Origin of the sequence: Kaistella chaponensis (assembly GCF_900156725.1) — a bacterium.
Lineage (GTDB): Bacteria > Bacteroidota > Bacteroidia > Flavobacteriales > Weeksellaceae > Kaistella > Kaistella chaponensis.
On the sequence record NZ_FTOI01000005.1, the window covers coordinates 100492 to 125595 of the forward strand.

The 25104-nt window shown below is 35.9% G+C and carries 24 protein-coding genes; 11 read left to right on the top strand and 13 right to left on the bottom strand.

Annotated features, from left to right (window positions below; all coding sequences use genetic code 11):
- Positions 1-75 precede the first annotated feature (75 nt).
- From ftsZ to BW932_RS06835, 4 genes are all read left to right on the top strand, one after another.
- Complete coding sequence (gene ftsZ / locus BW932_RS06820; protein ID WP_076386722.1) at positions 76-1923, top strand: cell division protein FtsZ; 1848 nt, start codon at positions 76-78, stop codon at positions 1921-1923.
- Between the two features lie 89 nt (positions 1924-2012).
- Entirely contained in the window at positions 2013-2459 is a 447-nt protein-coding gene (locus BW932_RS06825) for a GatB/YqeY domain-containing protein (RefSeq protein WP_076386724.1), read from the top strand.
- 283 nt (positions 2460-2742) lie between these two features.
- Positions 2743-3153, top strand: coding sequence for a BrxA/BrxB family bacilliredoxin (locus tag BW932_RS06830; protein ID WP_076386726.1), 411 nt, complete (start codon positions 2743-2745; stop codon positions 3151-3153).
- Positions 3154-3257: 104 nt separating this feature from the next.
- Positions 3258-4772, top strand: coding sequence for a GH3 auxin-responsive promoter family protein (locus BW932_RS06835; protein ID WP_076386728.1), 1515 nt, complete (start codon positions 3258-3260; stop codon positions 4770-4772).
- Between the two features lie 555 nt (positions 4773-5327).
- On the opposite strand, the gene BW932_RS06845 is transcribed toward BW932_RS06835, so the two are convergent.
- From BW932_RS06845 to BW932_RS06890, 9 genes are all read right to left on the bottom strand, one after another.
- The gene (locus tag BW932_RS06845; RefSeq protein WP_076386732.1) at positions 5328-6062 is read right to left on the bottom strand and encodes a hypothetical protein; all 735 of its coding nucleotides are present in this window, start codon (positions 6060-6062) and stop codon (positions 5328-5330) included.
- Positions 6063-6269: 207 nt separating this feature from the next.
- Positions 6270-6740, bottom strand: a complete 471-nt coding sequence (locus BW932_RS06850) for a hypothetical protein (protein ID WP_143745518.1) — start codon at positions 6738-6740, stop codon at positions 6270-6272.
- Entirely contained in the window at positions 6721-7056 is a 336-nt protein-coding gene (locus BW932_RS06855) for a hypothetical protein (protein ID WP_076386736.1), read from the bottom strand. Before BW932_RS06855 ends, BW932_RS06850 begins: the two co-directional genes overlap by 20 nt.
- A gap of 770 nt (positions 7057-7826) precedes the next feature.
- On the bottom strand, positions 7827-8210 hold the full coding sequence (locus BW932_RS06865; protein ID WP_076386860.1) for a hypothetical protein: 384 nt from the start codon (positions 8208-8210) through the stop codon (positions 7827-7829).
- Position 8211: 1 nt separating this feature from the next.
- A complete protein-coding gene (locus tag BW932_RS06870; protein WP_084566472.1) occupies positions 8212-9189 on the bottom strand; it encodes an endonuclease/exonuclease/phosphatase family protein in 978 nt (325 codons plus the stop codon).
- Positions 9190-9200: 11 nt separating this feature from the next.
- Complete coding sequence (locus tag BW932_RS06875; RefSeq protein WP_076386742.1) at positions 9201-9845, bottom strand: rhomboid family intramembrane serine protease; 645 nt, start codon at positions 9843-9845, stop codon at positions 9201-9203.
- A 4-nt stretch (positions 9846-9849) separates the two neighbouring features.
- Positions 9850-11610, bottom strand: coding sequence for a DNA mismatch repair endonuclease MutL (gene mutL, locus BW932_RS06880; protein WP_076386744.1), 1761 nt, complete (start codon positions 11608-11610; stop codon positions 9850-9852).
- A gap of 75 nt (positions 11611-11685) precedes the next feature.
- Positions 11686-12405 carry a class I SAM-dependent methyltransferase gene (locus BW932_RS06885; protein WP_076386745.1) on the bottom strand — a complete coding sequence of 240 codons (720 nt, stop codon included), beginning with the start codon at positions 12403-12405 and terminating at the stop codon, positions 11686-11688.
- A gap of 258 nt (positions 12406-12663) precedes the next feature.
- Positions 12664-14778 (bottom strand): prolyl oligopeptidase family serine peptidase, encoded by a 2115-nt coding sequence (locus BW932_RS06890; RefSeq protein WP_076386746.1) that lies wholly within the window; start codon positions 14776-14778, stop codon positions 12664-12666.
- A gap of 195 nt (positions 14779-14973) precedes the next feature.
- On the opposite strand from BW932_RS06890, the gene BW932_RS06895 reads away from it, so the two are divergent.
- From BW932_RS06895 to BW932_RS06925, 7 genes are all read left to right on the top strand, one after another.
- On the top strand, positions 14974-15168 hold the full coding sequence (locus BW932_RS06895; RefSeq protein ID WP_076386748.1) for a hypothetical protein: 195 nt from the start codon (positions 14974-14976) through the stop codon (positions 15166-15168).
- Between the two features lie 154 nt (positions 15169-15322).
- Positions 15323-16726 (top strand): nucleoside recognition domain-containing protein, encoded by a 1404-nt coding sequence (locus BW932_RS06900; RefSeq protein ID WP_076386750.1) that lies wholly within the window; start codon positions 15323-15325, stop codon positions 16724-16726.
- A 257-nt stretch (positions 16727-16983) separates the two neighbouring features.
- Positions 16984-17373, top strand: coding sequence for a hypothetical protein (locus BW932_RS06905; protein ID WP_076386751.1), 390 nt, complete (start codon positions 16984-16986; stop codon positions 17371-17373).
- Between the two features lie 5 nt (positions 17374-17378).
- Positions 17379-19169: a MutS-related protein gene (locus tag BW932_RS06910; protein ID WP_076386752.1), complete on the top strand. Its 1791-nt coding sequence runs from the start codon at positions 17379-17381 to the stop codon at positions 19167-19169.
- Between the two features lie 66 nt (positions 19170-19235).
- Complete coding sequence (locus BW932_RS06915) at positions 19236-20576, top strand: TolC family protein (protein WP_076386753.1); 1341 nt, start codon at positions 19236-19238, stop codon at positions 20574-20576.
- A gap of 37 nt (positions 20577-20613) precedes the next feature.
- Complete coding sequence (locus tag BW932_RS06920) at positions 20614-21204, top strand: SprT-like domain-containing protein (RefSeq protein ID WP_076386754.1); 591 nt, start codon at positions 20614-20616, stop codon at positions 21202-21204.
- Between the two features lie 2 nt (positions 21205-21206).
- Positions 21207-22289, top strand: a complete 1083-nt coding sequence (locus BW932_RS06925) for a mannose-1-phosphate guanylyltransferase (protein WP_245820680.1) — start codon at positions 21207-21209, stop codon at positions 22287-22289.
- A gap of 61 nt (positions 22290-22350) precedes the next feature.
- Here the strand turns inward: BW932_RS06925 and BW932_RS06930 are convergent, their stop codons facing one another.
- The 4 genes from BW932_RS06930 to BW932_RS06945 are packed head-to-tail and all read right to left on the bottom strand — an operon-like array spanning position 22351 to position 25093.
- Positions 22351-23316 (bottom strand): glycosyltransferase family 9 protein, encoded by a 966-nt coding sequence (locus tag BW932_RS06930; RefSeq protein WP_185113912.1) that lies wholly within the window; start codon positions 23314-23316, stop codon positions 22351-22353.
- The gene (locus tag BW932_RS06935; RefSeq protein WP_076386755.1) at positions 23313-23732 is read right to left on the bottom strand and encodes a SufE family protein; all 420 of its coding nucleotides are present in this window, start codon (positions 23730-23732) and stop codon (positions 23313-23315) included. Before BW932_RS06935 ends, BW932_RS06930 begins: the two co-directional genes overlap by 4 nt.
- Positions 23733-23776: 44 nt before the next feature.
- Positions 23777-24865 carry a glycosyltransferase family 4 protein gene (locus BW932_RS06940; RefSeq protein WP_076386756.1) on the bottom strand — a complete coding sequence of 363 codons (1089 nt, stop codon included), beginning with the start codon at positions 24863-24865 and terminating at the stop codon, positions 23777-23779.
- Positions 24866-24874: 9 nt separating this feature from the next.
- Complete coding sequence (locus BW932_RS06945; RefSeq protein ID WP_076386757.1) at positions 24875-25093, bottom strand: uroporphyrinogen decarboxylase; 219 nt, start codon at positions 25091-25093, stop codon at positions 24875-24877.
- Between the last annotated feature and the right edge of the window lie 11 nt (positions 25094-25104).

Sequence of the window (25104 nt, forward strand, 5' to 3'; positions counted from 1 at the left end):
ATGATCATTGATCAATGATTTTATCAAAGGTCAATTTTAAAAATTATCAACTATTAATCAGTAATTATACAAGCTATGGAAAATATAAACACCCAAGGATTTTCATTTGATTTGCCAAAAGGAAATTCTTCAATAATAAAAGTAATCGGAGTTGGCGGTGGCGGAAACAATGCCTTGAAACACATGTACGAACGCGGAATTCACGGCGTAGATTTCGTGATTTGTAACACCGATGCTCAAACTCTAGACAATAATCCTGTTGCCAATAAAGTACAACTTGGGATGTCGATTACAGAAGGACTTGGAGCCGGAGCTGATCCTGAAGTTGGCGAAAAAGCAGCAATAGAAAGCATTGAAGAAATAAAAGCTGCTCTCGGACAAAATACCAAAATGGTTTTTATCACCGCAGGAATGGGTGGTGGAACCGGAACTGGTGCAGCGCCGATTATTGCTAAAGTGGCAAAAGATATGGGAATTCTAACCATAGGAATCGTAACAATCCCTTTCAGTTTTGAAGGAAAAAGAAGATTAGAACAAGCAGACACAGGTCTCGATAAATTACGCAACAACGTCGATTCTTTAATCGTCATTAACAACGATAAATTACGTCAGCAATTCGGAAATCTAGGCTTCAAATCTGGTTTTTCTAAAGCTGATGAAGTTTTAACAAACGCTGCAAAAGGAATGGCAGAAGTAATCACCGGATATTTTGATGTCAACATCGATTTCCGTGATGCAAAATCTGTCTTAGCAAATTCAGGAACAGCATTGATGTCAAATGGGATCGCTTCAGGTGAAAATAAAGCCGAAGATGCCGTTAAAAAAGCCTTGGATTCGCCATTATTAAATGACAATAAAATTACAGGTGCGAAAAACGTTTTACTCTTGATCAGAAGTGGTTCCGAGGAAGTAACCATGGACGAAATTGGAGTGATCATGGATCATATCCAAAAAGAAGCAGGAAACACTGCAGATATCATTTTCGGAGTCGGAACAGATGACGAATTAGGCGATTCAATTAGCGTTTTGGTGATCGCAACCGGTTTTTCTAATGAAGATAAAAAACACGCTGGATCCACAGAGAAAATAAAATTTGCGCTCGGAGATTCTATGGAACCTGCCAAAACTTCTCCTTTCAAACAAAAAGCGGAGAAAGAGGAAATTAAAAGAGAAGATTTCAATAGAAAAAGTCTTTTTATCTTAGATGATGAAGATGATTTCAGTACGCCAGAATTTAAAACAACTTCTGCAGAGCGACCAACAATGTTGCAAAAAGAGCAACCTGCCGAAGTAAAATATTTCGATCTGGAAGACAACGAAAACCAACAAGACCGCACTTTCAATATTCCGGTTGACGATCAAATGAATCTATTTTCTTTCGATAGCGATGCTTCAGAATCACTAGAAAGAGAGTCTTTCACCTTCGAGATCGAAGAACCAATCGAAAGAAAACCATCGCAAACGACGAATACATTTTCGGATGAAACCGCTATGGAATTCAGTTTTTTCGTAAACGAACCGATTGAGGAGCCCAAAGTTGAAACACCACAACCAAAAGCAGAAATCAAACAAGAACCGGTTCAAAAATTACCGACAACGGTGCAGGAAATCAAAACGGAAACTGTAACAGAAACCAATGCTGAACTCGCGCAGTTCGAAGCTGAAAATGATTTTACATTTATCACGAAAACGACTCCGAATGAGAAAGCTTTGGAAAGAAGAAATAAATTAAAAGAATTCAATTCCAGATATCAAGTTAATGATTCTGAAAACGATTTCGATACGATCCCGGCTTTTAAAAGAAAAAACATCATGTTGGAAGGACAACATGCATCATCACAAACCATCAACAGTTTTCTCACCGAAACCGATGGAAAAATGCAGGTTCGCGAAAACAGATTCTTAAACAAAGACGTAGATTAATAATAATGTGATAACGAGCTCATTTGAAAATGTGATCATCAATTTTCATTATCAAATTAAGCAAGTATCAAATTCTCAAATAAAAAATTATGAGTTTAGAAATAATCATCAGCGACGCAATCAAAGATGCAATGCGGGCAAAAGATAAAATAGCACTAGATGCTTTGCGCGCAGTGAAATCACAGATTTTATTAGTAAAAACAGAAGCAAAAGGCGCCGATGTTTCTGCCGAACAGGAAATTGCAATCTTGCAACGAATGATTAAGCAGCGAAAAGACTCTTTTGACCAGTTTACTGCACAAAACAGAAGCGATCTCGCTGAAGTTGAACAAGCCCAATCGACCATCATCGAAAAGTTTCTTCCGCAGCAACTTTCCACGGAGGAATTAGAGTCGGAAATAAAGAAAATAATTTCGCAAACCGGTGCCGAAAGCGCCAAAGATTTAGGAAAAGTAATGGGAATGGCAAGCAAAGCACTTGCTGGAAAGAGCGACGGAAAAAGTATTTCCGACATGGCAAAAAAATTACTTTCCTAAAATGATAATGAACTTTTGATGAGCAATCATTAAAGTCTCATTCTAAAATGATGATCTAGCGTTATCATTAAAAAAACGGATATTCAACTTTTGCATATCGATTTGATTAGACCCGAAAGCATTGATTGCCTTCGGGTTTTTTCTGCCAAAAAGACCATTATTGAAATTTGGAATGATTTTGATCAATATTTTAGATGAACGTACTCCTCTAAAAAGATTTAAATTTGTACGCGAATTATTTTGCAACAATTAAGTAAAATTTTAAACCATAAATAATATTAATATGTATCCAGAAGATTTAGTAATGCCGATGAAGGCAGAACTTACCGATAAAGGTTTTCAAGACCTCACAACTCCTGAAGCCGTAAATAACGCCATCAAAACAGAAGGAACAACCCTTTTGATGATTAATTCTGTATGTGGTTGCGCAGCAGGAGCAGCACGACCAGGAGCTGTTTTTTCTTTAACAGGCGATAAAAAACCCGCTCATTTAGTAACTGTTTTCGCAGGGTATGATAAAGATGCGGTCGACGAAGCACGAAAATTTTTAGCACCGTTTCCGCCAAGTTCACCATGTATCGCACTTTTCAAAGACGGTGAATTGGTTCACATGCTAGAAAGACACCACATCGAAGGAAATCCGGCAGGAGCAATTGCAGCAAACCTGCAAGCTGCTTACAACGAATATTGCTAAACGACAGTTTTAGTTTAAATAAAAATTCCGCTTTTCAGAAGGCGGAATTTTTTTGTTGGCAAAAGCTACGTGCACTTTATAGGAAAAATATTATATTTGTCTATATGGCAACCAAAGCGCTTTTCAATACGGTAGTTAATTATTTTATTCGGCAACGAATTGATCAGATTCAGAATTTTATGAATCGCCCTCTTGAAACACAAAACGGGGTTTTGCTGTCGCAGCTTTTTCTGGCAGAAAACACGGATTATGGCAAAATTCACGGGTTCAATTCGATCTCTTGTTATGATGATTTCCGCAGAAACATTCCTATCGTTACTTACGAAGATTTCGAACCCTTTATTGAACAGGCAAGACAGGGAAAACCAGATGTTATTTGGCCAGGTTACATTCGGAAATTCGCGAAATCATCCGGAACTACCAATGCGAAAAGTAAATTTATTCCCATTTCCGAAGAGAGTTTGGCCGATTGCCATTTCAAAGCCGGAAAAGATCTGGTTTCTATTTATGCCAATAATCATCCCGATAACGCGCTCTTTCTCAATAAAAATTTAAGATTGGGCGGAAGTTCTGAACTCTACAAAAATTACAATACCAAATTTGGGGATTTATCGGCAATTATGATTGAGAATCTGCCTTTTTGGGTAGAAATCACTACCACACCAAGCAAAAAAATCTCTTTAATGTCGGAGTGGGAAAGCAAACTGAAAGCGATCATCTCTGAAGTAAAAAATGAAGATGTAGGAAGTCTTACTGGTGTTCCAAGTTGGATGATGGTTTTACTGCAAAGAGTTTTGGCCGAAACTGGCAACAAAAGTATTTCTGAACTGTGGCCTAATTTGGAAGTGTTCTTTCACGGGGGAATCAGTTTTAAACCTTACAAAGAACAATACCGTAAAATCATTGGGAAAGACATCAATTATTACGAAATCTACAATGCTTCCGAAGGTTTTTTTGGTATTCAGGATCAGTATGGCAGCGACGAAATGTTGCTCATGCTCGATTATGGAATTTTCTACGAATTTATTCCTATGGAAACTTTTGATCCCAAAAATTTAGAAGCGATTCCTTTAGAAAATGTAGAGATCGGAAAAAACTATGCTATGGTTATTACGACCAACAGCGGACTTTGGCGCTACTTAATTGGGGATACTGTAAAATTCACGTCTTTGAAACCCTTCAGGATAAAAATTTCTGGCAGAACGAAACATTTCATTAATGCGTTCGGTGAAGAACTGATGATCGACAATGTAGAAACGGCTCTTACGAAAGCTTGCGAGATTACTGATTCTTGTGTTTCAGATTTTACAGGTGCGCCGGTTTTTATGAAAGATGGCGAAAGTGGCGCACACGAATGGATTTTTGAGTTTACAAAACCGCCACAAGATTTGGCCCACTTTACCGACATATTCGATGGCCATTTAAAAGCGGTTAACTCTGACTACGAAGCGAAAAGATACAATAATATTACGCTGAAAAAACCAATTGTTCACGCCGCGAAACCTCATCTTTTTTATGAATGGATGTCGCAAAGAGGAAAACTCGGGGGACAGAATAAAGTCCCGCGACTAAGCAACGACCGCGAATTTATTGAGCCCCTTTTATTATTGAATCAATAAAAATCCGCTGAATTTCAACGGATGGTATTGTTATTTTTTTCGTAAATCTTCTTTTGCTTTTTCTGCATTTTTTTCTACTTTTTCTGCACCGTCTGCGGCTGGATTTTTCAAATTTTCGCCAGGTGGATTGTGTTTTTCTTTGGCTTTATCAATGGGTGAATTGATTTTGGGAGCATCATATTTACAAACGTAAAAATATAAGTTTCAAACGCTCGAATATTGTTTTCAGATGGAAGAATATAATTTACATCCACGAGAATATAACTTACAAACGCACGAATATAACTTACAGATGGAAGAATATAACTTACAGACACGAGAATATAACTTACAGATGCGAGAATATAACTTACAGACGCGAGAATATAACTTACATGCGCAAGAATATAACTTACAGATGGAAGAATATAACTTACAAAGGAAAGAATATAACTTTTGGGTGTGCCAATATCGTGTTATGATGGAAGAGTATAAAAACATCCTAACGGAATATTCGGTTAGGATGCGAGAATATAAAACACGGATGGTGTAATGGAAAATGGGCTTGCTTCACTATTAAACTGGGACAGTGAATTTGATTATAGAGATGGTTGCGTATTCGGGAGAGGTGGCTCCGTAAAGGCTTTTCACGTATTTTTTAACGTTTTGGGCGATGGTGTAGAGTCCTGTTCCGGCTGCATATAAAATTTGGTCTCTTTCTATAAATTTTGCGTTGAGCTGTGCTTCGGTTTGGTCAACTGCTTGTGTGACACTCATTAGTGAAGCTTGGTAGGTGGTGAGATTGGGTAATTTGAGATCGTCTTCGTTGGGGGTGTAGGTTGGAATGGTTTCTAACAACTGCAACAAAATCCCGAAATTGACGGCTTTTTGGGTGTAGGATTGTCTTGAGGTTGAGATTTGGTTCATGGGTGATGGTTGTCCGTTGTCGGGGGTTTCTGGTGTTTTGGTTGTTGACTTTTGGCCGCCTTGAATAGAGCGGTTTAAGGATTTTGCTTGGTCGAGTGTTCCGGGAGGTAATCCTAAAATATTGAGGAGATTGATGATTCTTGTGCAGGTTGATTTTAGGTTTCCGAATGTGGTTTGGCGTACTGCAATTGTGTATTTGTTGGCGTTTCGTTGGTATTCGACTTCGGTTAATTTTGCAGATGCGGTGGTGTAAAGAGCTTGAAGATTTGCAACGGTAAGGTTTTCTACGGGTGGATTGTAGAGGGCGAAAACGGTTACTTGTTCTGTGAGTTTTTGTAGGTTGGCTACATTTTTGGCGTGACCTACTTCTGATTGTGATGGCATCGTTTTGTGTTTTTAGGGGTTAATATTATTCAAATTTATTTGATATTGTGAAATGGCACAAGAGTGAAAACACCCTTTTTTTTTAAAAAAAATACCCTTGGTTGGAAACCGAGGGTATAAGTTGGAGGATATGCGGAAAAGTGGGGAGACTTTGCGAAGTGGAGGATTTGCTATGCCTTAAAGTGCGTACATTTTGCGGAGCGGGTTTTATTCGCTAAAATTTAAATGGGGGTAATCGTAATATTCAATGTACCATTCTTTAGAATCCTTTCCATAGCAAACAGATATATAATCATATTTTTCTTTAGGAGAAATCTTGATTGTATTTCCATTTGAGAATTCTAATTCTATATTTTTATTTAAAGCTTTTCCAATAGTAATTATAAGAGTTTTTCCATAGTGACTGCCATTTTTTACTTCAGGAAACTCTTTTTGTATTTTCTTGTTAATAATTACTGATTGCTTTAAAAAGCATTCATAGCTTAGCATAAGAATTATTTCATTATCATTTTTTGGATATGCTTGTTTAACTTCAGCTAAATATGTATTTACTTCTTGCTTTTCTTCAAGAGGCAAATCCTTATACGCACTAAAATACAGTTTTTTTGTTTGACAAGAAACAAAACTCAACATTAAAAGAACTGTTAAATATAATTGTTTATTCCAAGGGATTTTCATTAATATCATTTATAATATTTTTTGCAAAATTTACAATTTCTAACCATCTAGAATCATTAAGAATTATACTGTCATCCCAATTTTCTTTAAAATCAAAAGAATATGGCTCTTTGTATTCTTCAAGCATAACTTTCAATTTCTGAAGGTTTTGCTTTAATTTATCATCCTCTAAATCTTTTATTTCATAGTCAAAATCAAAATCACTAAATAAAGAATTAAATAATTCTGAATAAGAAGATATTAAACCCGTATTATTATCAATATTTAACCTGCTGCGCAAAGTCTCCTGTCTTTGAGCCAATGTTTCACTCCTCATAACTATTATATTTCCAAAATTCGTTGGTCTTCGGTACATTCACCATCGGATTATCTACTATTTCTATATTTATAAGTCCTTTTCCTGTCACATCATTACTCTCACCTTTGTTCAAGTCGGGAGACTTTATGAAGTGGGTTGATTAGTTTCGCTCAAAGTGAGGAGACTTTGCGCAGCGGAGGGTTTGTTATTTTATTTTTGACGGGAATATAAAATTAATATAAAACTTCTTATCTGTAGTGTAATCACTAGCAATGCAATAATCAAGTATAAAAATCCAAAAGAACTCAATAAAGCTGTATTAAAGATTTTTTCTTTTTGTGAAAAAATACTATCAATTCTTAGCCAATAAGAATCATTGTGGTCGTAATAGCTAATTGTTACTAGACAATAAATAAATTGAAACAAAGCAATCAAATAAAAATTGTACTGTTTTAAATGTATTTTATTTATACTCCCTAAAATAATATTTATTAGTATACCAATAAAAACAATTTTATCAAGTAAACCTGTCATGTCGTCATGAAAACTTTTAGGCGTAACCAATATCAATAAAATTGACAAAAAACTAATAATATAAAAAATAACTTTCATTTTTTAATTTTTTACTGGTGGTTTCATCTGCATTTTCTGTCTCAAAAAATTAACCCGCTGCGCAAATTCTCCTGACTTTGAGCCAATGTTTCACTCTCGCGACGTAAAATCATACATTCCCGTCTCGTGCAACTCCTTGCCGTTATACTTGTAGTTTACTATTAAAGCTCCACTTTTTAAGGCTTTACCGTATTATCAGAAGGTGAAACTTCAGGTGAAGCGTTGTCTTTCTCTTTTTTCAATTTTGAGGCTTCCGCTTTTTTTAGATCTTCTTCCCCTTTTTTTGTGGCTTTCTCGACCTCCTCTTTTTCTTTTTGCAATAATTTCTCAGCTTCCATTTTCTTTAGAACATCGCGTAAAGAATCTTGGTACGCTACAGAAGACATTTTAATTTTGCGTGCGATATCAACCGACATTGCGCCTGTAGAAAAAGAATCTACTGCAATGGTATCATACGGCGGAATGGCGACATTTTCCTCGACAACCGCCTCACTTACCACTTCTTTATTACCGCACGAAACCATGAGTAAAAAAAAGGAAAACACGATGAAATTTTTCATTTTAATCAATTTTAAATTCTGCAATAACCGGAAAATGATCCGATAATTTTACATTACGGTCCACTTTGTAACTGATGGGTTTAATTTCTTTTGAGGTAAAAATATAATCGATTCTGATCGGAAATTGATAATCGTGAAAACTCGTAGCGCTTCCTCTTCCTACAGCGACAAAAGCATCGGTTAAATTTTTTCCTAAAGTGTAGTATTCATAAGAATTCGGCACCGAATTAAAATCGCCTGCCAAAATCACAGGATATGGGGAATCATCGATGGCTTTTCGGATATCTGAAACTTCCTGCTGATGAATTTTGAAGGTCGGAATGAGTCTTTTTAGAATATAAAGCGCTTTGGTTTTATTGGTTTCTAAATCTTCGGTAGGTTTTACCTTGGCTTTTTCAAAGGAAAAAGGATTTAAATAAGCATTGATCACGCGAATTATTTTTCCTTTAAACTTGATATCCGCAAAAAAAGAATTGCCATTCCCGACGGTGGTTAATTTCTGCTGATTGATCATTTCAGTCTTCGAATTTAGAGCGACAATTTCATATTGATCGGTTCGGTAAAGATATCCTGGAACATTAAATTCAGTGCCATATTCCTGACCAATGATGATATCTGCATCTGTATTCTTTAGAAAATCATAAATTTTCTCTCTGCCCATCGCTCCGGTTTTGATGTTCATGGTGACGATCTTTAAATTGGGTTTTTCGGAAACTTTCTCCGTAAAATTCACCCATCTTCTCACAGGATTAATAAAAACTGCGGAAACCAAAAGAAAGAAAAGCGCTCGCTTTTTCCTCAAAATGATCCAAAAAATGCAGCATCCTACATTGAAAATCATTAAAACCGGAAAAGCCAGAGAAAGTAAATTGAGCCAGGCAAAAGTTTTCGGCGGTACAACATCATTCAGCAAAGTTCCCAAGAGAAGAACAATAACCAAAAGATGTATGAGGACCAAAAAAAACTTCAGAATCTTCACCAATGTACTTTTTAATTAATTCTAAACTGGTTGTTTTTCCAGTATCGCGCCAGAACAAAACCTACGATCGCACCTCCAATATGCGCAAAATGCGCAATTCCGCCCATGGAACCGCTGAAGCCTAAATAAAGCGAGATTACGATGATTCCGGGCAAGAGATATTTCGCTTTGATGCCATAAGGAATAAACATAATCGACATTTTGGAATCTGGAAAAAGCGTAGAAAAAGCAGCAACAACACCGAAAATGGCACCAGAAGCTCCCATCATTGGAGATCGGAAAATGTCTTCGGGATTGGCTCCAAGTTGCGAAATTTCAACAAAATTCCAAAGACAGTTTAAAGCATACGCTCCAATTCCGCTTGCGAAATAGAGAATGATAAACTTTTTCTGACTTAGAACTTGCTCTAAAATCGGTCCGAAACTCACTAGAGTTAACATGTTGAACAAAATATGCGTTAAACCAATTCCCTGTCCTAAAGGTGCATGCATAAACATGTGAGTAATGATTTGCCAAACTTTGAAAAATGGTGAGCCAATATAATAAGCAGAAAATTCGGTGTACATGAAAAGTGGATTCCAAAAATTGGAAACCAAATAAACCAGAACATTAATAATGATTATATTTTTGGTAATTGGGGTGAGTCTTGGGAACATATTTTTAAAATTTATTTTTTAATTCATCCAGCGGAACTTCGATAAAACAGCGCTTTCCAGAGGGTAAATAATCGGGAAAACCTAATGCAGTAAAATCACGAATGACGTGTTCTGCATCAGTTTTATAAAGAAAATCAAATCTAGATTTACTTTGGATCTTGTTCCACTTGCTTTGGTAGAATTGAAGGAATTCTTCTTCCGTTCTGTATTCTAATATCTCGAAAAGCTCTTCCATGAATCTCATGACCTGCATTTCTTTTAATCCTTCTGGGACTGCATCGATTCGCAAAACGTTGTCATTGGCAATCACCATATCGAATCCTAAATCTGGCAAAAATTTCTTGATGGAGCGAAACTTATTTTTCTCCGTTTCATTCATGTGATACTCCAAAGAAAAAAGCAAAGTCTGCTTTTCGTTGCCGCGTTTTTTCTTGCCATTTCTTTCGCTCACCACCAAGCGGTGCATTCTGCCTAAATCGAGCATCAATGTCTTTCCACCTTTATTAAAAAGCCAATAACCATTTGGTAGCCGCATCAGATCTTCATCAAAATCTTCGTCTTCAAAAAGGTTAATTTTCGAGGGTTCTGCTGAATTATTTTGTTGGTACATTTCGCCCATTGCAACACTCTCGGTCGCCGAAACCTTTTCTTCCAAGAAAGGATTATAATTTCGGTCGACCAATATTTCTGGACTTTTATATTCGCCAGTCTTTTTGGTTTGATGGGTGAATGCGTCGATTGAAGTATCTCTATCGAAATCTAAACTCGGCGCAACATTGTAAATTCCAAGCGATCTTTTGATGGTGGAGCGAATCAAAGCGAAAATAAGATTTTCATCTTCAAACTTCACTTCGATTTTTTGAGGATGAATGTTGACATCTACTTTCTCTGGATCTAATTCTAAAAACAGAAAAAAAGTAGGGATATATCCCGGCAAAAGCAAACCTTCAAAAGCTTCCTGAACCGCCTTGTTCAAATAAGCGCTGCGAAAATACCTGCCATTTACAAACAAAAACTGTTCGCCCCGAACTTTTTTAGCTCCTTCTGGTTTTGCGGCAAATCCGCCCAGTTTGATCCATCCTAAATTTTCATTAATGGGAACTAAAAGCGGTTGCAATTTTCGGCCAAAGATTTCGACGATTCTTTGCAGAATACTCGATTTTCTTACCCGAAAGATAATGTCATCATTATGAAAAAGCTCAAAATCGATGTTTTCATGCGCCAAAGCAACGCGTTGAAACTCATCGATAATATGGCGAAATTCTACATTATTGTTTTTAAGAAATTTCCGTCTTGCCGGAACATTGTAAAAAAGATTTTTGACAAGAAAGTTAGAACCTTCCGTGGTTTGAATCGGCTCCTGAAACTGAAAACCACCGCCTTCAATATAAATATTTGTACCTGCTTTTGCGTCTTTCGTTTTCGTCTTGAGTTCCACCTGAGCAACTGCCGCGATGGAAGCCAACGCTTCGCCCCGAAATCCTTTTGTAGAAATTCTGAAAATATCTTCGGTGGTACTTATTTTTGAGGTAGCGTGTCTTTCAAAAGCGAGGCGCGCATCGGTATCGCTCATTCCGCTCCCGTTATCTACGACTTGGATCAGGTTTTTTCCTGCATCGCGAATGATGAGTTCTATTTTCGTAGCACCTGCATCTACCGCGTTCTCCATCAATTCTTTTACAATAGAGGCCGGTCGTTGCACCACTTCACCAGCAGCGATTTGGTTGGCAACATGATCCGGTAAAAGTTTGATAATATCTGACATATTTTTATAATCGCGACAAAAATAGTGATTCAAAAGGGGTTTATTGAATTATTTTTTGAAATAGTTGTTCCCCGATTATTTATACTTCAGTCCGTCGATTTGATCCGCGATCTTTTTAGCAATTTTCTCTGAAAGATTTCTTTGGTCAGAAAGATGTTTGAGAACGAAATCTCTTTTTTTTCTGATCACCATAAAATGATAATCTTCCTCTTCCCAAATGCCATATTTTTCAAAATAAACCAATTCCAAATTGCTTTTCTCGAGATGTTGCATCAAAGGAAACAAATGCACTTCTTGATCGATTACCTGTAAAGTTTCGGGACGATGTTTTTTAACATATCCAATATATTGCGGACTCGGAATATTGAGGGCGATCTGAGTAGTGTCTGTACAAATTTGGCTTAAATTTTCGAATAATTGTTCATGTTGATCCAGCGGAATATGTTCAATAACATCCATTAAAGTAATGAAATCGAAATCTGAATTTTGAGGTTGGTATTTTACGACATCGCCGACTGACAAGAAAACATTTTTTTTCGCTTTCATTTCTTCCCGAGATACCGCGATGCTTTTTTCACTCAGATCAACCGCTTCGATCAATCCGGAGGAAATTTTTTTGCCCAATAATTTCGTGAAAATTCCGACGCCACAACCTAACTCCAAAACTCTGGAATCTTCTTTTAATCCTAAATGGAGAAGTCTTTTGTATAAAGAGATGAGCCTTTCGTTGGCCCCGATCTTCAATTGGCGCTGCACAAATTCATCATAAAATTGGGATATTTCCTGCTGTTTCATGTGGTAAAAATAAGGAATTTTTGTTTTTGTTTTTCAATGGTTAATCTGCTGCTGTTTTGTAGGCAACAAAATGATGTTGTAATGGTATTTTGGTTTGTTTGAACGAAATCCATTAACGAAACACCAATTTAAAAGAAAACGGAATGTTGAGATTGCTTTTGCGAAATTCGGGACAAACTGTTCCTCGCGATGACCATTAAAAACAAAAAACTTTCTGAAAAAATCCAGAAAGTTTTTTTTGAAGTATTCAGCTTGAAATTATTTCTTCAAAGTTTTAAAACCCATTTCAAACAAGCCAAAACTCAAGATATCGGCGTTTTCACCAATCACTTGTTCTGTACTTCTTCCCGCTCCATGACCTGCATTGGTTTCAATTCTCACCAAAACCGGATTTCCACAGGATTGTTTTTCCTGCAATTCTGCGCCAAATTTAAAAGAGTGCGCCGGAACAACGCGATCATCATGATCACTTGTAATGATCATGGTGGAAGGATAACAAACTCCTTTTTTCACTTGGTGAACCGGGGAATAAGATTTCAGATAATCGAACATTTCTTTGGAATCTTCGGCGGTTCCGTAATCGTAGCTCCAACCTGCTCCTGCCGTAAATTTATTGTAACGCAACATATCTAAAACACCAACACCCGGAAAAGCAACTTTCGCCAAATCTGGACGGATTGTCATGGTTGCTCCAACTAAAAGTCCGCCATTTGACCGACCGGAAAGTGCCATGAATTTTGGCGAGGTATATTTATTTTTCTGTAAAAATTCACCTGCCGCAATGAAATCATCGAAAACATTTTTCTTCTGCATTTTGGTTCCGGCATCGTGCCATTTCTTGCCGTATTCTCCACCACCGCGGATATTTGGAACGGCATAGATTCCGCCATTTTCCATCCAGACTGCATTCACTACCGAAAAAGCCGGTTGCAAACTGACGTTAAATCCGCCGTAAGAATAAAGGATGGTCGGATTTTTTCCGTTCAATTTCAAACCTTTTTTATAGTTGATCATCATCGGGATTTTGGTTCCGTCTTTTGAAGTGTAGAAAACTTGTTCCGACACAAAATTTTCTGGATTGAATTTCACTTTTGGTTTCTGATAAACTTCCGACTTTCCAGAATCGGCGTTGAATTTATAAATCGTAGGTGGCGTAATATAATTGGTGAAAGAGAAATAAAGCTCTTTTTCTTTTTCCTTTCCGCTAAAACCACCCGCAGTTCCGACTCCAGGAAGAGCGATGGTGCGAATTAATTGGCCTTCGTAATTAAACTGTTTTACAGAAGTTACAGCGTCTTTCATATACTTTGCGAAAATAAAACCACCGCCTGTAGAAACATTCAAAACGTTTTCAGTTTCCGGAATCACATCGATCCAAACGGAAGGATTTTTAATATCAAATTTCACCAAACGCATATTCGGGGCATTTTGATCGGTCATCGCATAAATAAAATCACCTTTAGAATCCACGAAATCTGTATTGAACTCATATCCTTTTTGAATAGGGAGAAAATCGGTTTTATTTTGTACATCTTTAATGTACAGTTCATTTCCGTTGGTTGCTTCCGAAGCGTTTAAAATCTCGAAACGTTCGTCATCAGAAACGCCGATTCCCATGTATCTTCTTTTGAAGTCATCACCACCAATAATCAGTTGATCAGCGCTCTGTTTCGTTCCTAATTGGTGAAAATATACTTTGTGTGTATCGGTTTTGGCAGATAATTCTGATCCTTTTGGTTTATCATAACTCGAGTAGAAAAAACCTTGATCTCCTTTCCAAGAAGCGCCGGAAAACTTCACATCAATGATGGTTTCATCAATCACTTTCTTCGTCAATGCATCGATGATGATGATTTTGTTCCAGTCACTTCCGCCTTCAGAAATCGAATATGCAACGAGATTTCCTTTTTTATTGAAAGAAACTCCGGCCAAAGAAGTGGTTCCTTTTTCGGAAAATTTATTGGGATCTAAGAAAACTTCGGTTTTCCCCGATTGATCTGTTCGATACAAAACGGATTGCGCTTGAAGTCCGTCGTTTTTATAGAAATAGGTAAAATTGCCTTCTTTAAAGGGAGCTCCGATTTTTTCATAATTCCAGATCTCTTTCAATTGCGCGCGAATTTCTTCCCGAAACGGAATCTTCGCCAGGTAATCTTTTGTAAAAGTAACTTCCCGATTTACCCAATCTTTGGTGTCTTCTGCGCGATCATCTTCCAACCAGCGGTAAGAATCGTTTACTTTTGTTCCAAAATAATCATCAAAATGATCTATTTTTTTTGTTTCAGGATATTTCAAATTAGGGGTCATTTTCTGGGCGGTGTAATTTGCAAAAAGTAATCCGGCTGCACTTACCGCAATAGTTTTAAAATTCATGTGAAAAGGATTTGATCAAAAATACCATTTTTTGGCGAAAGGGTAAAATGCCACATTCTAAAACACAGAACTGGATTCAATTTTTTCAATTTTAATAAAAATTAATGTTTAGCACCCCAACTTTAACAAACTTTAAAATGAGTTTAGGGTTTAAAGGAATACAATTTGCTAAGTTTACCACTCACAATCTTTAATATGAAAAAAGAAACAGGAATATTGATAGCAGGAAGTTTAGGCTTATTTATAGGTTTAGGTTTCTTTGGAGTTCGAAAATTTTTATTGAAAAAAAGTAAAGAGTATAATGATTACTACAACGATTTTCACCGCCATTTTGAAAATAAACACCAAGACGAAAATCCTGATGGTGTGGAATTCTTGGCGATGCAATAAATCTTTTTTAAAAGTGTAAATGAACAATCCTGTACCTAAAAAGTGCAGGATTTTTTACTTTAAGCGAAGGCAATAAAATGAGAAGAAGCCAGAATTTTTCGGAAGAAATGGTTTTAAATAAACTTTTTAGCTATTTTTAACAAAATTTTCAAAAATGGTTCTGAGCAGAATTTGGAGTGCCTTTATTATCGTCGCAATTTTGGTAGCAAGTATAAAATATTTGGTTTCCGATAATTACAAAGCGATTTATAACGATATGGTCGTGGGAAAAAGTGGTGATACCGTACAAATTGCCACGAAAAAAAGTTCTGAAATTTCCCCATTTATTCAGAAAAACTTGCTTGCAAAAAAAGATTTTACTGAAAGTAGAATTCATTATAAAAGCGATTCTGCACAATCGAAAGTTAATGTTTATCGCGTTCAGCAAACCGATGGCGTTATTGGAACGTCGGAAACTGCTGTAAAAATTTGTTTGGGATTAATCGGAATTATGACTCTTTTTATGGGTTTTATGAGCATCGCCGAAAAAGCGGGCGGTATCAATCTGTTATCAAGAATGATTCAGCCATTTTTCTCCAAATTATTCCCGGAAATTCCGAAAAACCACCCCGCTTTTGGACACATGTTGCTTAATTTTTCTGCCAATTTATTGGGTTTAGATAACGCTGCAACTCCTTTTGGATTAAAAGCGATGGAAAGTTTACAAACCATAAATCCCGATAAAGACCGAGCGAGCAATTCCCAAATTATGTTTCTGTGTTTGCATGCAGGAGGTTTAACATTGATTCCGGTATCTATTATTGCGATTCGAGCTTCAATGGGTTCTCATACTCCGACGGATATTTTTCTTCCGTGTATGATTGCAACTTTTGCAGCGACTTTGGCGGCAATGATCGTGGTTTCGCTTTATCAAAAAATTAATTTATTGCAACCGGTTGTAATTGCTTATGTGGGTGGAATTTCTGCGATTATCGCTTTACTCGTGGTTTATTTGGTGAATTTGAGCAAAGAAGGTTTAGATGATTTCAGCAAATTATTAAGCAACGGAATTATTTTACTCATCTTTTTCGCTATTGTTTTGGGTGCGCTTTACAAAAAAATAAATGTCTTCGATGCCTTTATTGATGGTGCAAAAGAAGGATTTTGGACTTGCGTGAAAATCATTCCTTATTTGGTAGGAATGCTGATCGCGATTTCTCTTTTAAGAACTTCCGGCGTTTTCGATGTTTTGATTGATGGAATGAAATGGGTTGCTCAAGTCGTAGGTTTTGACACGAGATTTGTAGATGGTTTACCAACCGCTTTGATCAAACCACTTTCTGGTTCTGGAGCACGAGGAATGATGGTCGATACGATGCAGACTTTCGGTGCAGACAGTTTTCAGGGAAGATTAGCCGCAGTTTTACAGGGAAGTTCCGACACCACTTTCTATGTTATTGCCATCTATTTTGGCGCAGTTGGAATAAAAAACACGAGATATACCGTAACTGCGATGCTTTTGGCGGATTTAGTGGGAATTATTACCTCTGTAATTTTGGCGTATCTATTTTTCGCTTAGTTCCTTTAAACTAGATTCGCACAACAATAATTTGCTTTAGTACATGATAAAAAATAATGCTAGAAAATAAACCACAAAAGTTACAAAAGCAATCGTTATTTTTTCATTTTAAAGAGAAAAAAAGACAGACTTTGATCTTATTTTTTCTTTAATACAAGATTTATTAAACTTTTTTTTAAAAAGACTTTTGTGACTTTTGTGGTTTAAAAAATGGTCATGACTAAACTAATTTACTTTAAAAATAAAAAATTTACAAAATGATTCACGATAAAGATTATATCATCAGAATAGTAAAACAGTTTTCAGAATTTGTTTCGAAAATGATTTTGGGCGGGAAAAATGAAGGCGATCTTGTAGAACTCCAAAGAGTTTTCGACACGAATATGAATGATACCTTCAAAATGGATTTTGAAACTTTAGCTTCGAAACCAACAGAGGAAATTATTGAAATCATTCATGCAAAGGAAAAAAATCATCATATTCCTTATTTCGAATTGTTGGGACATTTATTTTACTTTAAAAATAAAGAGCGTCCGAATCCTGATTTTACCCAAAAAGCCAAAGTTTTCTATGAACATTACTTGAAAACAAGCGGCATTTTTTCGTTGCCGATTGTGAGTAGAATTGGTGAATTAAATAAGGATTAAGTGGAATGGAAGAATTGCATGAACTCCTTTCTAAAAAAAAGGAAGCCTTACAAAAATTAAAGAAAAAGCTAACCATTTTAGGTTGGATCCGCGTTGCTGTATTCCTTTCTATTGTCTATTTTTTTCTGAAATATTTCATCGGTGAAAGTGGTTTGCAAAGTCATTTGTATTTGGGAATTTTCTTCACCCTTCTCTTTTTGATTTTAGGATTTTTCCTTTCCAATGTAAAGGATGAATTGCTGTTTTATCAAAATTATCTTCACATTGGAGAGGAAATCATCCACAAAACAGAATTCGAAACCGGTCTTGATTTTGAGGAAAATATTGATCAGCATCCTTTTGCAAAAGATTTGGATATTCTGGGGAAAAATTCCCTCTTCAGTTCCCTTAATTACGGTGAAACAGCTTTAGGTAAAGGGAAACTCAAAAACATTCTTTTAGATTTGAATATCAAAAAAGAGGAAATTATTCTGCGTCAAAATTCGGTAACAGAATTGTCTGAAAAAACAGCTTGGAATATCCACTTTCTGACTTTAGCGAAATCGATGGATATTCAAGGAAAAATTAGTCATCCAAAAAAATCGAATTTAGTTTTTAAAGATGCACTTTTAGCAAAAATAGCGACCATTGCAGTTCCTGTTTTAACTATTTTGACTTTGGTTTTAGCTCTATTTTCCTCGATATCTGGAGCATTTATCGGATTGATGTTTACTGGGATTTTAATAATTTCCAGAATTATTCTGTTTGTTTATCGCGATAAAATGCAGGAATTAAATGAAAAACTCTCTTTTAATTCAAATCAGTATGAGCAGTTTTTGAATGTTTTTTCCCATATTGAAAAAGAAAACTTTACCGAAGAATTAAATCAATCTCTTCAAAATAAACTCAGATCGGGAAAGAGCAAATCTTCCCGAAAAGAAATTGAAAAACTGGCTCGCTTGCTTCGGAATTATGAAAGCGGACAAAGTAATATTGGCGTAATTCTGAATAATTTCTTTTTATGGAATCTTAATTTTACGCTTAAAATTGAAAATCAATTTCACGCCATCGATGAGGATTTACCGCATTGGTTTGAAGCTTTTGCAGAATTTGAGGCTCTAATTTCTTTGGGAATTTTTACATTCAAAAACCCAAATTATATTTTGCCAGAAATTAATGAAGATGGCGATAAATTTAAAACAGAAGCTCTCATTCATCCTTTATTGTTTCAAACGGAAGTAGTTTCTAATAATTTCGAAATAGCGCAAAACACAGAAATTTCAATTATTACGGGCGCAAATATGACCGGGAAATCTACGTTTCTGCGTACGGTGGGAATAAATTTGGTTTTGGCAATGGTGGGATGTCCTGTTGCAGCGCAAAAATTCAGTTTTATTCCGATGAAAATTTTCACATCGATGCGAACGAGCGATTCTCTTAGCGACGGAACTTCTTATTTTAACGCAGAAATTCTCCGTCTTCGGAAATTAGTAGAAAATTTAGAAAAAGGTGAACCTCAATTCATTATTTTAGATGAGATTCTGAAAGGCACTAATTCTCAGGATAAATTGACTGGTTCCGAATTATTTCTGGAAAAATTAATGAAAAGCAACACCCTTTTCTCTTGTCTCATAGCAACACACGATTTGGATTTAACAAAAATAGAAGACCAATTTCCTTCAAAAATCAAAAATTATTGTTTTGAACTCCAAAACATCGATGGCGAATTGGTGACCAATTATCAACTTCAAAATGGAGTCACAAAAAGCATGAACGCGATTTACTTGATGAAAAAATTCGGAATCATCGATTCCTAAAAAAATAATTAAGGGAGGATTTGTAACATTCTGATCAATTAAACGTCTTATTCATTAAATTTAATCATGAAGAAATCTGCCTTTTTTTTGCTGAGCCTTTTTTCAGTTCTTGCATTTTCTCAGAAGAAATGGTCGCTTCAGGAGTGCGTGAATTACGCGGTCGAAAATAATTTGCAAATTTTGCAAAATGAATTAAACACCAAAATTCAGGATCAGTCTTTACAAATCGCAAAACGCCAATATCTTCCTTCTGTATCTGCAAGTGTCAATAACAATGCCTCTTTTGGACAGGGAAGAGACATTTTTGGAAATACGAGCAGGAATGACAATTTTAATAACAATGCCAATGTTGGTGCGAATATTTTACTTTATAACAATGGGAGTTTAGAGAAAAACATACGTAAAATACAGTTTGATGTTGAAGCCACTAAATTTGATGTAGAAAAAATAAAAAACGATATTTCCCTTCAGATTGCGCAACAATATTTATCGGTCTTACTGAATAGAGAAATTACTAAAATTTCCCAAAGCGCACTCGAAAACGCCGATAAACTCTACAAAAGAGCGAAAATAACCACCGAAGTTGGTACAACCGCACAAACCGTTTTAGCAGAAGCAAGCGCGGCATTGGCTCGAGAAAAACAAAATGTAAAAACTGCCGAAATCAATACAGACAGAAGTTTGTTTGCTTTAGCAATGCTATTGCAACTTCCTGACTATAAAAACTTTGATGTTCAGGAGGTTCCACTAGAAAATAAGTTAGACGCACCGCTTTTTTCTGCTGAAAATATTATCAGCAAAGCCTACGAAAATCAGCCTCAAATAAAAGCGGCAGAAAGCAGAATAAAATCTTCCGAAGCACAAACTGAAGTTGCGCGTACTGCTTTTTGGCCTACAATTACCGCGAATGCAGGAATTTCAAGTTCCTATTTTACTTTGTTCGATGCAGGAAGAGACCTCAACGGAAATAAAATTATACAGAACGGTTTCTTTAAACAATACAAAGATAATTTCGGACAACAAGTAGGACTGTCTGCAAACATTCCCATTTTTAATAAAGGCATTACAAAAATTCAGGTGCAACAATCTAAAATAAACGAAGATATTGCCCGAAATACTTTACTGCAACAGAGACAGCAAGTTTTGCAAAATGTGCAGAAATCCCAGTTTGATGCAGAAGCGAACTATGAAAATTATCTTGCAGCAATGGAAACCGAAAAAAGTTCAAAACTTGCCTTGGATTTTGCAGAAAAAAGTTTTGAGGCAGGTCGCACAACAGTTTACGACATGAACAGTGCCCGAAACAATTACGCAAACGCACGAGGAGCTGTAGCGCAAGCAAAATACAACTACCTTTTCAGTATGAAACTGCTCAATTTCTACGCAGGAATTCCGCTGTCTTTATAAATCTGTTTACGAATAATTACAAGAATTGGAATAAAGAATGTCGATTTCGCTGTTAGAAAAATATTTGCCAGAAAATACCCTTCCTTATCTTAAAACCTGGTTCGGCGATCATTCTATTCATATTAAAATTACGAAAGGCAGAAATTCAAAATTAGGAGATTACCGAAAAATGCCCGATAAGTCGCATCAAATCACCATTAATTCTACCCTTCAACCGCCGCTTTTCTTTTTTGTTTTAACACATGAATTGGCGCATCTCTTGGCGTTCGAAAATTTCGGTGGAAGAATTTCTGCACACGGAGCGGAATGGAAAAATACTTTTCGCATTATGCTTTTGGAAAGCATCTCCATTTATCCAGATGATTTAAAACAAATAATATTAAGATTTGCAAAATCCCCGAAAGCGAACTTTATGGCAAGTCCGGATTTGGTGCGGTATTTCCATATTGAAAATTATGAAGATGAAAGTAATTACATTGAAGATTTATCATTAGGAGAAAAATTTGTGTATCGGAAAAACACTTATATCATTGAGGAAAAACGAAAAAAAAACTATCTTTGTCTAAATCTAGACACGGCCAAAAAATACTTATTCAAACCTTTGGCTAGAGTCGAAAAATTAAGTTAATAATGTCAAAATCAAATAATTACTGCGTGATCATGGCAGGAGGAATTGGAAGCAGATTCTGGCCGATGAGCACTCAAAAATATCCTAAGCAATTTCAAGATATTTTAGGAACTGGAAGAACGATGATTCAGCAAACCTTCGATAGGATTCGAAAAATTGTCCCGGTAGAGAATATCTATGTCATCACCAATAAAGAATACATTGCACTTACTGCAGAACAGTTGCCTGAAGTGAATTCTGAAAATATTGTGGGCGAACCGATGATGAAGAATACAGCGGCATGCAATATTTATATGGCCAAAAAAATCGCCGCAAAAAACAACGAGGCGAATATGATTGTTCTTCCGGCAGATCATTTGATTTTGAAGGAAAATATCTTTTTAAAGAAAACTGAACTCGCTTTTAATTTAGCGGAAAAACATGATTACCTCATTACTTTAGGAATCCAGCCAACCCGTCCTGATACAGGTTATGGATACATTCAATTTGTTGAAAAAAAGAATTCTGAATATTTTAAGGTAAAAACATTTACCGAAAAACCGGATTTAGAGATTGCAAAAACTTTCCTGGAAAGTGGTGATTTTCTGTGGAATGCAGGAATCTTTATTTGGAATGTGAAATCGATTCTTTCTGCTTTTGAGAAATATTTGCCAGAAATGTCGCAAAATTTTGAAAGTTGCGATTATAATTCTGCAGATGAAGAGCGTTGTATCGATCTTATTTATCCGCAAGTCAACAAAATTTCGATCGATAACGGAATTTTAGAGAAAGCGAAAAATGTTTATGTAATTCCTGCCGATTTAGGTTGGAGCGATTTAGGAACTTGGAATTCTATCTATGAAAATGCAGAAAAAGATACCAATGACAATGCCGGAAAATCTAAACATACAGTAACTTATAACGCCAAAGGAAATTTAATCAAACTGAAAAACCAAAATAAAGCAGTAGTTATTGACGGTTTGGAAAACTACATTATTGTGGATACCGACAAAGCACTTTTGATTTGCCCACGAGATAATGATCAACTGCTGAAAGAATATGTACATGATTTGAAAGCCCTGAAAAATGGAAATAAATTTATGTAATCGGCACCAATAGAAACCAATAAAAATCCGTTCATTATTTTATGAACGGATTTTTTATATTCTAAATTTTGTCAATAATACTTTGTATATCAATTTCTTCAAGACATGCCCAATCGCCACGATAACATTCTTTGTCACCAAAAACGGAGCAAGGTCTGCAAGTAAGATCTTTCACTTGTACGATATCATCGATACTTTGTCCATATCCCAAAAATCCCGCAAAATGATGCGTTGATCCCCACACTGAAACGCAACGTGTTCCTACCAAACTCGCTAAATGCATATTGGCAGAATCCATAGAAATCATGGTTTCTAGTTCTGAAATTTTTTGCAGCTCTTCTTTCAAAGTAAGTTTTCCTGCAAAATTTTCGGTATTGGGAATTTGGTTTACCCATTCATTGAGCGTATTAACTTCGGATTTTCCACCACCGAAGAAAAATATTTGGTGCTTTTTTGAAAGTAGTTTTGCCACCTCAAAAGATTTTTCCAAAGGCAACATTTTCCCGCGGTGCTGCGCAAAAGGCGCAAAACCTATTCCTGATTTTATTGTACTTTTTGGTCTATATTGATGAGAAAGCGTAACTGGAAATCCCAGTTCTCGAAATACATCGGCATATCTTTCTGTGGTAGGTTGAAGTGGATTCTTGTCTAGTTTCCAGATATCGGTGAGCTGTTCTTTTTCTTCTTTTCCTTTGTCTAAAACCGAAATCTTAAATCCTCTTTTTTTAAAAATGGTATCTAAAATTTTGGTACGAATCACATTATGCAGATCCCCAATAAAATCCGGATTAAATTCTTTTATAAGTTCATTGGAGAGTTTTCTCATGCCGAAAAAACCTTTATAATCATCGATGTCGATTCCTTTGAAAATAAGATTGGGTATGCCTTCAAAGAGATCCCGAAAGTTATTTCTGGAGACCAAAATTATTTCCAAGTCAGGATTTTGTTCCAGAACCTCCCGAAAAACCGGTGCAGTCATTGCAACATCACCAAAGGCAGAAAAACGATATGCTAAAATACGGATCATTTTTTTAGCTGAAATGCTACGGCGTAAAACTTAATCTGTTTGGTCATTGCCATTAAACCATTTGCTCTAGACGGGGATAAAAATTCTTGTAAACCAATCTGTGAAATAAAATCAAAATCAGAATCTAGAATTTCCTGGGTAGAATGACCGCTATAAATAGAAACCAAAAGAGAAATAATTCCTTTCGGCAAAATACCGTCGGAATCTGCATTAAAATACAAGATGCCGTCTTTAAAATCAGCATCGATCCAAACTTTTGATTGGCAACCTTTGATCAGGTTTGCATCGGTCTTTTTTTCTGGCGAAAGACCTTCCAATTCTTTTCCTAAGTCGATAATGTATTCGTATTTCTGTTCCCAATCTTCAAGAAAGGCAAAGTCTTGCACGATTTCCTGCTGTTTTTCTTTGAGGGTCATAGTAAAAAATCTTTGTACAAAGGTAAGAAATTCGATCTTAGGATTTATGAAGGGATCTTGTGAAAGAGAGCGAGTATTTTTGGCTCTTCTTTTTCCCAGCAAAGGCATGTTGCAGCATTGTTTAAAGAATCTTTATAAAAAAGTTTTCCGTTCTGCAGCACTTTGTTTACTTTATCGGCGAGTTCAGAATAATCTGCAATTTTTTCTCCAGATTCAAAAACGTCGACTACCTTTCGCATTTCGGGGAAATCGGATACCACAACAGGAACTCGACATTGAATATAATCTGAGATTTTATTTGGCATGGAATAAAAATAACTCAGTCCGTTATTTTCTTCGATGCTTAAACCTACATCGGCTTTCGGCGTAATCGCTCTTAATTTCTCGGGAGGTAATTTTCCTAAAAATTTTATTTTATGTGCTAAACCTAAACTTTCAGTTAAACGAAAATATTCTTCTTTTCTAGGGCCATCTCCTGCAATCCAAAATTCTGCATTTTCAATAAATTTCATGGCAGGAATCATTTTATCTAAACCTCTGGAAGGATTTATAACGCCTTGATAAAGAATAATTTTTTTTGAATTTGATTCTGTGTAGTCTTGTGGATTTACCGTTTTTCGTGGGAAGTTTTGTACTGCGACGGGTCTTTCAATACGGTAGGTTTCGTGAAACCAATCGGCATAACTCTCACTTGCCGTCATCACATATTTCAGTTTAGGAACGATCCATTGTTCTAGGCGACGCCAAATTTTTTGTGTAAACCTTCCGTTGATTGCAGGCATTTCGGTGAAAATTTCATGGCTGTCATAAACAAGAGGAATATTTAATTTTTTCGAAATTAAATAGTTTGGCAAAAGCGTATCGAGATCATTGGAAAGCAGAATCGTATTTTTATCGGCTTTTTTAAGTAATTCCTGATAAAGCTTTCTCTGAAATTCTACATAAGCGAAGCGAAGAATTTTAGATTTTAAAATTATTCGGGAAAATGGGTAATTCCTTTCCAGTGGAGGTAAACCGGCCCAATTATTTCCGAGAAGTTCTATTTCGTAACCGTTTTCAGATAATGTTTGGCAAACTTTTTCTACGCGTTGGTCTGTACCTAAATTATTGAATACACTTACTAAAATTTTCATTTCCTAAATTTACTTCTTTTTCACCAAATTGTAAATTTGAATAAAGCATAAAACGCCATTTGGAATAATAATTGGCCACAGATAATCACTGAAAATACCATAAAGAACAAATAAAATACACCCAATTAGGTTTACAATTCTCAATGATTTAATGTCTTTCATTACAAAACTCAACACTACAAAGAAGGACGCGCCATAACCGACAAAGTCTGTGATTTCAGGACTCATAGTAATTTTTT